The following is an 11,581-nucleotide window of genomic DNA, read 5'->3' as shown; positions in this document are numbered from 1 at the left end:
AGGTCGCAATGCAACAATATCAGTCGATTATCGACGGCGCTGTCGCAGATGGCGCAGCACCTTTTTTGGTTGCCGGTCTTGCCGGGCCCGAGGGGACGCGCTGGCTGGGACAGGCTGGGGATGTCAGTGGGGACACGCCGCAAGCCATCTTTTCCATGACCAAGGCGGTCGCCGCGCTGGCGGCGATCATGCTGGTTGAGCGTGGACAGCTTGATCTGGACACGCCCATCGGCGACCTGGTGCCGGAGTTTGATACCCTCAAGCGGCTGGTCGGGTTCGATGACGAAGCGCCGATCCTTATGCCCCCTGCTACCCGCGCCACGGTGCGTCAGCTGATGACACACGAATCTGGTCTGGAATACGAACATTGGAACAAAGGGGTCGCGCATTGGCGCAAGGCCACCGGTGCCCCAAGCATTGCGCGGGGCACACGCGAGGGCCTGATGTACCCCCTGAGTTTCGAACCCGGCGAGCGGTTTGGCTATGGCATTGGCATCGACTGGCTGGGTCTGGTGATCGAAGCCGCCAGCGGGCGCAGCATCACCGCTTTTTGCCAGGAAGCGATTTTTAGCCCGCTTGGCCTGGCCGCCACCACATTCGAAGCGCCCGAGGGCACCGCGCCGATGTTCGCGCGGGCCGAGGATGGTTTCAAACCCAGCCCACTGGCCCCGCCCCCCTCGCCCGAGTTTTACGGCATGGGTCAGTGCCTGTATTCCACGGCCTCGGACTATCTGCGGCTGTTGCGCCTGTTTCTGCGCGGCGGCGAGTTGGATGGCGCGCGGCTGATTGAGCGGGATTGCATGGCCATGCTGATGACCCCGCAGACCGACCCGCTGCCGCGTCCGCTGCTGCGCACGGTCAATCCGCGCGCCTCTGCCGATTTCGACCCATTCCCGGACACGCCGCTTAGTCACACGCTGGGCTTTTTGCGGGTGGGTCAGGATGTGCCGGGGATGCGCCATGCAGGTTCGGTCGGTTGGGCCGGGTTTGCCAATACGCATTACTGGATTGATCCGGCCAGCAATATCGCCGCCGTTTTCATGACCCAGATGATCCCTTTTGCCGATCCGCAACTGATCGACGCTTATCAGAATTTTGAACGCGCGGTTTATGCCGAATGAGCAGGTCCATCCTGATCACGGGCTGTTCCTCGGGCATCGGCTATGACGCCGCCCACACATTGAAAAACCGCGGCTGGCAGGTCTTTGCCACCTGCCGGAGAGAGGCCGATTGCGACCGTTTGCGCGGCGAGGGGCTGGACAGCTTTGTTCTGGATTATGCCGATGAGGCCGGAACAAAAGCTGCCATTGCAACCGCGATTGACCGCACAGGCGGCACGCTGGATGCGCTGTTCAACAACGGCGCCTTCGCCACCCCCGGCCTGGTCGAGGATCTGCCGCGCGAGGCCATGCGCGAGATTTTCGAGGTTAATCTCATCGGGCAATTCGACCTGATCCGCCAGGTTCTGCCGGTGATGCGGCGGCAGGGGCATGGCCGGATCGTCAACAACTCGTCGGTCCTTGGCCTGACGGCTTTGCGCGGGCGCGGCGCGTATAACAGCACCAAATTCGCGATGGAGGGGCTGACCGATACCCTGCGGCTGGAGATGGCGGGGGAGCCGATAAATATCATCCTGATCGAACCGGGCCCCATTCGCACCGATATCCGTCGCAAATCGCAACCTCAGTTCGAGAAATGGATCGACTGGAAGGCCTCTGCCCGGCGGAAATTCTACGAAACCGTCATCACCCCCCGGCTTTATGCCGAGCAGTCCGAGAAACTCGACAGGTTTGAAAAGCAACCCTCGGCCGTAACGGATAAGCTGATCCGCGCGCTGGAGGCAAAGCGCCCCGCCCCGCGCTATTATGTCACCACGCCAACCCATTTAATGGGCACACTGAAACGGCTATTGCCAACGCGCGGGCTGGATTGGGTGGCGCGCAAAGGATGACAGGCGGCAAAGCCGCGCTATCTTACCCGGTATAAGGAGAAGCTCATGCTACCGAAATACATGGTCGTTATCGGCCTGATCGCCTGCCTGATCGTGCTGGCCATTCTTGCGGTCGGCGTCGCCAGCTTTGGCAAGGGCGGCGACTTTAACCGCAAATACGCCAACAAGATCATGCGGATGCGATTGGCGGCCCAATTTGCTGCGGTCGTCATCATCGTTGGCATGGCCTATTTCTTTGGCGAAGGACGGTAAGGCGCGGACCCATGGTTGTACTGAACAAGATTTATACACGCACCGGCGATGGCGGTGACACGGCGCTTGGCAATGGCACCCGGGTTCCAAAGCATTCCCTGCGGGTGGAGGCTTATGGAACCGTGGACGAAACCAACGCCACCATCGGATTGGCCCGCCAGCATGCCGCGGGCGATATGGATGCGGCTCTGGCGCGCATCCAGAATGACCTTTTCGATCTGGGCGCTGATCTGTGCCGCCCTGATATCGCCAAAGACGCCGAGGCCGAGTACCCGCCGCTGCGCATAAACGACGCGCAAGTCACGCGACTGGAAGAGGAGATCGACGTCATGAACGCCGATCTGTCACCGCTGCGCAGCTTCATCCTGCCCGGCGGGTCCGCTCTGGCCGCGCAGCTTCATCTAAGCCGCACGGTATCGCGCCGCGCTGAGCGCCTTTCGACGGCTTTGGCCGAGGTCGAAGAGGTTAATCCCGCAGCCATCAAGTACCTCAACCGCCTGTCCGACTGGTGCTTTGTCGCCAGCCGCGTGGCAAACGGAAATGGTGAGGCAGACGTGCTTTGGGTGCCAGGCGCTAACCGGTAATTGCGCTGAGGGCAGCGCCCGGCCCTGGGTGGGTGCATTTGGGCCCTCTGGTATATTGCACTTTATGGCTGCCACCCCGACGGGCGGCGGGGCTTTGCATGAGGGATGCAAAGCGCCCTCTCATGGGGAGGGTCGGGCGCGGCCCGGGCTGGCCGCCCGGGCGGAATGGGCGACCCGTCACTCACCCAATTGATCGCGCAGTCCGCCCCCCTCAAAAAATGACCCCACGCAACAGCGACCATTTTACCCTGTTTTCCCTGACGACAAAACGATAACACCATGTACAAAGCCATGAATCGGTCCATTAGACCGACCAGAAAGGGAGACTCCGCCGATGAAGGTCCTTGTACCCGTAAAGCGAGTGATCGACTACAATGTGAAGGTGCGCGTCAAATCTGACGGCTCCGGGGTCGATCTGGCGAATGTGAAGATGTCCATGAACCCCTTCGACGAAATCGCCGTCGAAGAGGCCGTGCGCATGAAAGAGGCTGGAAAGATCGAAGAGATCGTCGCCGTTTCCATCGGCGTCAAACAAGCCCAGGAAACGCTGCGCACCGCCCTTGCCATGGGCGCTGACCGCGCAATTCTGATCGTGGCCGCTGATGACGTGCATACCGATATCGAACCGCTGGCCGTTGCCAAGCTGCTGAAAGCTGTGGTCGATGAGGAACAGCCGCAGATGGTTATCGCCGGCAAGCAGGCCATCGACAACGACATGAACGCCACCGGCCAGATGCTGGCGGCCCTGCTGGGCTGGAGCCAGGCAACCTATGCGTCCGAAATCGGCGTCGAGGGCGACAGCGCCACCGTCACGCGTGAGGTGGATGGCGGTCTGCAGACCATCAAGGTCAAACTGCCCGCGATCATCACCGTCGATCTGCGCCTGAACGAGCCGCGTTTTGCCTCGCTGCCCAATATCATGAAGGCCAAGAAAAAGCCGCTGGATGAAAAAACTGCCGCCGATTACGGAGTCGATGTCACGCCCCGGCTTGAGGTGATCAAAACATCGGAGCCTGCCGAACGTCAGGCGGGTGTGATGGTTGGTTCTGTCGATGAACTGGTCGAGAAACTGAAAAACGAAGCGGGGGTAATCTGATGGCTGTTCTGCTTTTTGCCGAAGTGAATGGCGGTGAATTGTCCGTCGATGCCACCGCCAAAGCCGTCACCGCGGCCAAGGCTCTGGGCGATGTGACCGTGCTGTGCGCCGGGGCGTCCGCCAAGGCGGCAGCCGAATCTGCGGCCAAGATTGACGGCGTCTCCAAAGTGCTGTGCGCTGAGGATCCAGCCCTGGATCACCGGCTGGCCGAGCCAACGGCAGACCTGATCGTCAGCCTTGCCGGGGATTACAGCCACATCGTGGCCCCTGCCACAACCGATGCCAAGAACGTCATGCCGCGCGTCGCAGCGCTGTTGGACGTCATGGTGATCTCGGACGTCTCCGGCATTGTCGATGCCGATACGTTTGAGCGTCCGGTTTATGCGGGCAACGCTATCCAGACGGTCAAATCCGCCGATCCGAAAAAAGTCATCACCATCCGCACCTCGACCTTCGATGCGGCTGGCGAAGGCGGCTCTGCTGCGGTCGAGGATATCGCAGCCGCTGGCAATCCTGGTGTGTCGGAATGGGTTGAAGACAAGGTCGCCGAAAGCGATCGGCCGGAGCTGACCTCGGCCAAGGTGGTCGTATCTGGCGGTCGCGGCGTTGGCTCGCAAGACGATTTCGCCCTGATCGAGAAACTGGCCGACAAACTGGGCGCCGCCGTTGGTGCATCCCGCGCCGCCGTCGATTCAGGCTATGCCCCGAATGACTGGCAGGTGGGCCAGACCGGTAAGGTCGTCGCGCCAGAGCTTTATATCGCCGTCGGCATCTCCGGCGCAATCCAGCACCTTGCTGGTATGAAAGACAGCAAAGTGATCGTCGCGATCAACAAGGACGAAGAGGCCCCGATTTTCCAGGTGGCCGACTATGGCCTTGTTGCGGATCTGTTCACTGCGGTTCCGGAACTGACGGATAAACTCTGAAGAACGGCACAGTTTTGCCGCAAGGCACTTCGACTTGCTACTGGCCCCAGACTATCCGCTGGGGCCATTTCTTTTTTGATATGCGAAATGCAATTCAGATTATCAGGCATCGCCCGTTTATGTGATCGGTTTCACGCATAGGGATCCTCGGTTAACTGCATCATCGACATCAAGGACACCTCCCCCACATGCATCAGGCGGCGGGCGACGGCGTGTTGGCTGCAAAGATGGTCGGTCTGCAGGCAATCGTTCAGGTCGCGGGCGACGCGGGCGAAATCCTCTAGCCCGATCTGATCCGCGAGAACGGCTATCTTTCTGGCCAGACGGCCCGCTTCGGCCCTGTCGCTGCGATGCAAGGCGACCTCTACCGCGCCCAGCTTGTCGACCATGTCAAAACAAGCTTCCTCGATCACTTCGCGGCACCGGATTGGCCCCAGCGAGTTTTCAAGGATTTCAATAGCGCGTGCATCCAGCCGCGCCTGTTCCTGCCTTTGCAGGCTGGTCACATTCGTCATTATCTACCCCGGTTTCCCTCAGCCACAAGACATACAGAAACGACCTGAACGAGAGGTTATCGACGCCGATTTGAGTACTTGAATTCTTAGTCAAATTTGACCATTTGGGGGATCAGGGAGAGCAAGATGAACCATATAAAGCCACTGCCACAATTCTATATTGAGCGTTACAAGGGCTGGCACGCCACCCGTTTTGCCGAGAACAAAGCCTGGTATACCCGCCTGGTGAATGAGGGGCAGCGGCCCCGATCCATGGTGATTTCCTGTTGTGACAGCCGGGTGCATGTAACCGCGATTTTTGGCGCGGAAACGGGGGATTTCTTTATCCACCGCAATATTGCCAATCTGGTTCCACCCTTTGAAACCGGTGGCGGGATGCACGGAACCTCGGCGACATTGGAATATGCAGTGACGGTCCTGAAGGTCGCCAACATCATGGTTTTGGGCCATTCGCAATGCGGCGGTGTTGCGGGATGTTTGGATATGTGCTCGGGCCATGCGCCGGAACTGGAGGACGCCTCAAGCTTTGTCGGTCGCTGGATGGATATTCTGAAAGACGGGTATGAGAAGGTTAAGGGCATCGAAGATCGCGAATCGCAGTTGCGCGCCCTTGAGAAAGAGGGCGTGCAGGTTTCATTGAACAACCTGATGACCTTCCCCTTCGTCCGCGATGCGGTCGACGCGGGTGATCTGGCCCTGCACGGGCTGTGGCACGATATCGGCACCGGAATGCTGGAACAGTTGGACGGCGAAACCGGACAGTTTCAGCCGGTGTGACCGGGTGGCCACGCCGGACATAAGAATTGTGACAATCCGCTAAGGATTGACGTCGATCAAACCCTCTATGGCTGGTCCTGACGCTGTACCCGGACCAGCCACATTGAGGGGACCCAACCAATGACCATGATGAAAGCAGCCGTGTTCATCGAAGCGAACCGGATTGAGCTTGAAGACAAGAAAATCCCGGATATCGGCGCCAATGATGCGCTGATCCGGATCACCACAACCACCATCTGCGGGACCGATGTGCATATCCTGAAGGGCGAATATCCGGTTGAGACAGGGCTGACCATCGGGCACGAGCCTGTCGGGATCATCGAAAAGCTTGGCTCAGCGGTTGAGGGGCTAAAAGAAGGTCAGCGCGTTATCGCCGGGGCGATCACGCCTTCGGGCATTTCGAATGCCTGTCTGTGCGGGCAGTGCAGTCAGGATGGCGCGGGTGCGAAACATGGCTGGAAGCCGATGGGCGGCTGGCGCTTTGGCAACACGATTGATGGCAGTCAGGCCGAATACCTGCGCGTCCCCGATGCCGCTGCCAATCTGGCGGTGGTGCCAGATCATCTGACCGATGAGCAGGTGCTGATGTGCCCGGATATCATGTCCACCGGTTTTTCCGGGGCCGAGAATGGCAAGATCCGGATCGGGGATACGGTCGCGATCTTTGCTCAAGGTCCGATTGGTCTTTGTGCCACCGCCGGGGCCAAGCTGATGGGGGCGACAAAGATCATCGCCGTGGACGGTGTGCCCGCCCGGTTGGAGATGGCACGGAAAATGGGGGCGGATGAGGTTGTCGATTTCACCAAATGCAACGCCGTCGACAAGATCCTGGAACTGACCGACGGACGCGGCGTTGATGTTGCCATCGAGGCCCTGGGCCAGCAAGTCACGTTCCAAAGCTGCCTTGAAGTGTTGCGCCCGGGCGGAACCCTCTCCAGCCTTGGGGTCTATTCCGGCGATCTGACCATTCCGCTGGGCAGCTTCCATGCCGGGCTGGGCGATAACGCGATTGTCACAAGCCTTTGCCCCGGCGGCAAGGAACGTATGCGGCGTCTAATGGATGTGATTGCCAGCGGGCGGGTCGATCTGGGGGCCATGGTGACCCATAAGCGCAGTCTCGATCAGATCGAAGACGCCTATGATCTGTTTGCCAATCAGCGCGACGGGGTTTTGAAAGTGGGTATTAAACCCTGAAGAATAAAGCCGGGCGAAATGGTTCCGCCCGGCGCATTTGGATCAGTGAACGACGATCTGCTGGTCGCCGGGCCAGGTGATCTCGTAGCTGAACTCGATCTTTTTCTTGGTCCCGGCCCCCAGTTCAAAGGTCCAGCTGCGCACGCCGCGTTTGCCTTCGACAGAGGTTTCGCTGGGCGCGGGGCGGGCATAGACCTCGACCTCGAAATCCTCGTTCTCGGAATAGGGTGCGCGGTCAAAGATGGTGAGCGGGATCGCGTAAGACAGCACACTTTCTGCGATGATCGCATAACGTTCGGTACGGCGGTTTGTGGTGCCGATGATGCCGAAATCGCCATCTTCGCGGCTTAGAACACGACGCTTTACAGTGACACCATCGAGCACACCGAAGGGCAGCATAGTTTCCTCTCCTGCTGCGGTCAGGGCGACATGCGTTTCGCCAACAAATGTACCATCGCGGAAGACCGAGGCGCTGCCGGGCAGAAGCGGACCGCCAAGGCTGTTGGTCAGCGAAGCGTAGAGATAGGCATTGCTATCCAGTTCCGGCGTGGACCGCGCCAGCATCTTGACCTCCATCTCGTGGCTGTCGATGGACAATTGCCGCACGGTGCCATCACCAGATACTGTGGCCTTTGTCGGCAGTTTGTAAATGATGGTCTGCCCCTGTGTGTCGATCTCTGCGCTTCTGCTTTGGCCAACAAAAACTGGTTCTGGAGCGGGCGCTAGCGCGACATCTTCCTCTACCATTGCGTCAGCAAGCATTTCGGATTGCGCCTCAAGAGGCTGCCGTTTCTGCATCTGAAGACCAGCAGAGGCAGCAGGCCGCATAGGTGTTACCTTGGGGGCCGGGCGTACCTGAATTTCCCAAAGTTCCGGTGCCTCCATCCGTTGGGTCGGGCGGGCGGTAGACAGGGTCAGGGCGACATCGGTCCAATCCTCGCCGGAATATTGCACGACCCTGGCATGACGCTCGATCCCAAGCGAGGCTGTTTCGCCCTGATTCAGCCGCAGATCATAGACCGGCTGCCAGCCTGCCTCATCTATACGGTAGGAAATCTGCAACTTACCTTCCAATGCGCTGTCGGTGTCAATCTCGACCGTGGCGATGGACCGGGGTGGGCGCGGCATCTGGGTTGCGGACAATGCCTGCTGCTTCTTTTGGAGCTCTTCACGGATGTCCTCTTTCTGCTTTTCGATGCGATCAACCTCGGTCGCGGCGAGGTTGCGCGCTGTCATCGCTTTGTCGACTTCTGCGGTTACAATCCCGATAGCTTCGGCCCAGGTCGCAGTTGTGGCGCGCTGGTATTCCAGATCATCCACCATTTTCTGCGGTTCGCGGCTGATCAAGGCATGTGCGAATTTCAATCGGGCGTCGGCAACCGACATCAGGGCATGCTGATCACGGATATCGCGGTCCAATGCCTCTAGCTGGTCCTCCATCGCCTCGATCTCGTCCTCCAGGCGTTGCACCTGTGGGCTGGTTTTCTCATCCTCCGGTGGCAAGCGGTCGACGCGGTGATTGACCGATACGATAGCAAACTCGGCATTGCCCTCACCGGAAATTCGCAGCGAGGCAGGGTCAAAATCCAAAGGCAGATCGTCGATGATGATGCTGTTTGTGCCACTTTCGGCACTGAATTCCGCCTGCCGGGTCACGGTTGCGCCTGACGGATAAACCGTTGCTGCCGTCACCAGGCTGTCAACGTCAATATCAGCGGCCAGCGCGGGGCTTTGCAGGGCACAAAGGGCTAGAAGGGATACGGAAAGGCGCATGAGGGTCATCCTTTGGTTTTTGCAGTCTCTAAGGCTTGGACGCGGCAGGTGCGGTGATCCTTGGCGAGCCTAGCAAAAAAAGTCGCGCGGGTCTGTGCGGATTGTGCAAAAGCGGATCAGAATGGCGGTTGGTGTGAGTCATATGAAGACAAGGCGTATCCTGATCACTGGATGTTCCGCAGGCGGGAAATCCACCCTTTTGGCTGCGTTGGCCGCCGCCGGGCACCGGGTGGTGACAGAGCCCGGCCGCCGGATTGTTGCCGAAGAGCTTGCTGGGGACGGACGGGCGCTGCCATGGGTCGATATGGCCGCCTTCGCACGGCGCGCCGTGGATATGGCAAGGGCTGACTTGGACGGGTTGGCGGATTTTTCGGGGACGGTCTTCTTTGACCGCGGCCTGATCGATGCTGCCATCGCACTGCATCATGCCGCAGGGGTGCCGGTGCAGCGGACCCTGGGTGACCGTCGCCCTTACAACGACCCCGTTTTTCTGGCACCGCCCTGGCCGGAGCTGTTCAAACAGGACGCAGAGCGCCGCCATGATCTGAAGGAGGCACGGGAAGAATATGATCGTATCGCCGAAACATTGCACCGGCTGGGCTATCAGGTGCGGTTGCTGCCGAAAGTGTCGGTAGAGGCGCGGATGGCATTCGTTCTTGGTCAGCTGGGCTAAAAATCGCTCGACTCCGGGCTGGCCATTGGTAATGTGGAGTTCGAACAAAGAGGGAACATATCATGGATTCGCAAAACCTGAAAATCGACTATGTGGAGTTTTATTCCGCCCAGATGGAGGAAACGCAGGCGTTCTTTGCCAAGGCCTTCTGCTGGTCCTTTGTCGATTACGGCCCGGACTATCGCGACATTCAGGGGGCCGGGGCGGGCGCAGGGCTGGAACGCAGCACCACCGCCTGCCCGCTGATCGTGCTGAAGTCTGATGATCTTGAAGGCGCATTGAAACAAGTCCGCGCGGCCGGTGCAGAGATCACAAAGGACATCTTCGAATTCCCTGGCGGCAAACGCTTTGAGTTCAAGGAACCGGGCGGCACGGCTATGGCGGTCTGGAGCGAGGGTTAGCTCTTATTCGCCTGCTTTTGGCATAGATCTGGGCAAATCGGCCATCCGCACGGTGGTAAGGTGGCAAGTCCCAGACTTGAAACGGCGGGGCAAACCTGGCTAGGGGTAAAAGACAGTCTGGGCAGATCTGGGGCTTTGATCGTGGGGCAAAGATGTAATCTGATTATCGTCAAAAATGGTCGTTGCGATATCTACTACGACCATTGGGCGGCAAACAGACTGGACCAGGAGCTTTTCTGGGGGCCAGAAATAGCCCGTGCATTTATTGAACAGCGCGACGCCCAGCCGGATTCCCTGCTCGATGATCGCTGGAGCGAAGGAGGCTGTGTTTTAGACTTCGATACCAAGCACCTGCTTTGGTACGGAGGGGAAGATACGCTCCGTGACGCTGCCGCCAATTTAGCCCATCAGGATCTTATGTCCTCTCAATGGCCTGGGTGGCAGGTCGAATGGGCCAAGGACGGTATTTTTGATATCGCGGCAAAGCTGAACCTGCCCAGACGGGCCGTGTCGTCGGATCTGGCGTTTGAGCCAAATAGACTCTCCCTGCCGCACACGGAAAGCTATCAGGACGCCATTATTCTGTATGCAAGCGGTGTATTGTCTTATCAGTTGGACGGTCAGTTATGTGCCGCCGCTTTTTGCGGTGATGATTTTGGCGACGGATACAGCTGTTTAGACGAAGATCTTACAAAGCAAAGCTTAGTTGATTTTGTGAACTCTTTCAGCCTGAAAGAGTTTCAGGAAGCCCGCGCGATTGATAAGAATTGGCTTGGTTTTGAAACGGGTATCCATTTTGACTTTGATGCGATGACGGTCGATTTATGGTACCCCTCCCCAAGCGAAGGCTTCCCCGATTTGTTTCGGCGCAGGTGGCACAGTTTCACGCATCAATTTCACGGCCCCGATTATCGTTGGCATAAAGATATGTTCCCTATGCTTGGATGGCCCGATGTGAACGCTGATGTGAAGCGGCAACGGCTGAAGGATATCCGCAATACGCTGGACAGGGATGAAGGCACAAACCCAGCTATCAGCACGATGAAGGCCATGAAAGAGAGCTTTCCGGATGCAAGCATTGAGGTAAGCGAAAGCATTCTGCACCATCGCCCTCAGGATCTTAACCTCAAAAGCCAAAAATATGATATTCTCGACAGGCTAAGGTCCGGCCTTTGAACCCGCGAATTGCAGCTGCGGCGGCGCGGGCTTGGCAACGTTTGCGAAACTGCTTGCCACCGTCCTTCGCCAGCTTTCCTAAAGCGTTTCGAGTTTACCTTGAGACATCACATAAAATCGAAACGCGTACACCATATAGGCTTATTGACCTGCCCCCCGAAACTTCCCTCGTTCTGATGTAGAGTTTGCTCAACCTTTTGAAGGAGCAAACGAATGCGAAAGAGCCGTTTCACGGAAGTCCAAATCATTGGGATGATCAAAGA

The 11,581-nt window shown here is 58.4% G+C and carries 13 protein-coding genes; 11 read left to right on the top strand and 2 right to left on the bottom strand.

Annotation, left to right across the window (positions count from 1 at the left end):
- Nucleotides 1-8: 8 nt before the first annotated feature.
- From ACW9UQ_RS05100 to ACW9UQ_RS05075, 6 genes are all read left to right on the top strand, one after another.
- The gene (locus ACW9UQ_RS05100) at nt 9-1,121 is read left to right on the top strand and encodes a serine hydrolase domain-containing protein (protein ID WP_458929921.1); all 1,113 of its coding nucleotides are present in this window, start codon (nt 9-11) and stop codon (nt 1,119-1,121) included.
- Nucleotides 1,118-1,951 (top strand): SDR family NAD(P)-dependent oxidoreductase, encoded by an 834-nt coding sequence (locus ACW9UQ_RS05095; protein ID WP_458929920.1) that lies wholly within the window; start codon nt 1,118-1,120, stop codon nt 1,949-1,951. The genes ACW9UQ_RS05100 and ACW9UQ_RS05095 overlap by 4 nt, the downstream gene beginning before the upstream one ends.
- A gap of 45 nt (nt 1,952-1,996) precedes the next feature.
- Nucleotides 1,997-2,203 (top strand): twin transmembrane helix small protein, encoded by a 207-nt coding sequence (locus tag ACW9UQ_RS05090; protein WP_458929919.1) that lies wholly within the window; start codon nt 1,997-1,999, stop codon nt 2,201-2,203.
- An 11-nt stretch (nt 2,204-2,214) separates the two neighbouring features.
- Nucleotides 2,215-2,787, top strand: coding sequence for a cob(I)yrinic acid a,c-diamide adenosyltransferase (locus tag ACW9UQ_RS05085; RefSeq protein WP_458929918.1), 573 nt, complete (start codon nt 2,215-2,217; stop codon nt 2,785-2,787).
- Nucleotides 2,788-3,121: 334 nt separating this feature from the next.
- Nucleotides 3,122-3,883, top strand: coding sequence for an electron transfer flavoprotein subunit beta/FixA family protein (locus ACW9UQ_RS05080; RefSeq protein ID WP_458929917.1), 762 nt, complete (start codon nt 3,122-3,124; stop codon nt 3,881-3,883).
- Nucleotides 3,883-4,809: an electron transfer flavoprotein subunit alpha/FixB family protein gene (locus tag ACW9UQ_RS05075; protein ID WP_458929916.1), complete on the top strand. Its 927-nt coding sequence runs from the start codon at nt 3,883-3,885 to the stop codon at nt 4,807-4,809. Before ACW9UQ_RS05080 ends, ACW9UQ_RS05075 begins: the two co-directional genes overlap by 1 nt.
- 131 nt (nt 4,810-4,940) lie before the next feature.
- Here ACW9UQ_RS05075 and ACW9UQ_RS05070 read toward each other — a convergent pair whose 3' ends face one another.
- Nucleotides 4,941-5,324: a hypothetical protein gene (locus ACW9UQ_RS05070; protein WP_458929915.1), complete on the bottom strand. Its 384-nt coding sequence runs from the start codon at nt 5,322-5,324 to the stop codon at nt 4,941-4,943.
- A gap of 126 nt (nt 5,325-5,450) precedes the next feature.
- Here ACW9UQ_RS05070 and ACW9UQ_RS05065 point away from each other — a divergent pair, with 126 nt between their 5' ends.
- Nucleotides 5,451-6,101, top strand: coding sequence for a carbonic anhydrase (locus ACW9UQ_RS05065; protein WP_458929914.1), 651 nt, complete (start codon nt 5,451-5,453; stop codon nt 6,099-6,101).
- Nucleotides 6,102-6,221: 120 nt separating this feature from the next.
- Nucleotides 6,222-7,295 carry an NAD(P)-dependent alcohol dehydrogenase gene (locus tag ACW9UQ_RS05060; protein WP_458929913.1) on the top strand — a complete coding sequence of 358 codons (1,074 nt, stop codon included), beginning with the start codon at nt 6,222-6,224 and terminating at the stop codon, nt 7,293-7,295.
- Between the two features lie 42 nt (nt 7,296-7,337).
- Here the strand turns inward: ACW9UQ_RS05060 and ACW9UQ_RS05055 are convergent, their stop codons facing one another.
- Complete coding sequence (locus ACW9UQ_RS05055) at nt 7,338-9,068, bottom strand: mucoidy inhibitor MuiA family protein (protein ID WP_458929912.1); 1,731 nt, start codon at nt 9,066-9,068, stop codon at nt 7,338-7,340.
- A gap of 142 nt (nt 9,069-9,210) precedes the next feature.
- On the opposite strand from ACW9UQ_RS05055, the gene ACW9UQ_RS05050 reads away from it, so the two are divergent.
- From ACW9UQ_RS05050 to ACW9UQ_RS05040, 3 genes are all read left to right on the top strand, one after another.
- Nucleotides 9,211-9,741 carry an AAA family ATPase gene (locus tag ACW9UQ_RS05050; protein ID WP_458929911.1) on the top strand — a complete coding sequence of 177 codons (531 nt, stop codon included), beginning with the start codon at nt 9,211-9,213 and terminating at the stop codon, nt 9,739-9,741.
- Nucleotides 9,742-9,803: 62 nt separating this feature from the next.
- On the top strand, nt 9,804-10,142 hold the full coding sequence (locus ACW9UQ_RS05045) for a VOC family protein (protein WP_458929910.1): 339 nt from the start codon (nt 9,804-9,806) through the stop codon (nt 10,140-10,142).
- Nucleotides 10,143-10,202: 60 nt separating this feature from the next.
- Nucleotides 10,203-11,318 carry a hypothetical protein gene (locus tag ACW9UQ_RS05040; protein WP_458929909.1) on the top strand — a complete coding sequence of 372 codons (1,116 nt, stop codon included), beginning with the start codon at nt 10,203-10,205 and terminating at the stop codon, nt 11,316-11,318.
- Nucleotides 11,319-11,581 lie beyond the last annotated feature (263 nt).

The organism is Halovulum sp. GXIMD14793 (assembly GCF_054457435.1).
This window is presented reverse-complemented; position numbering and strand designations above follow the sequence as displayed.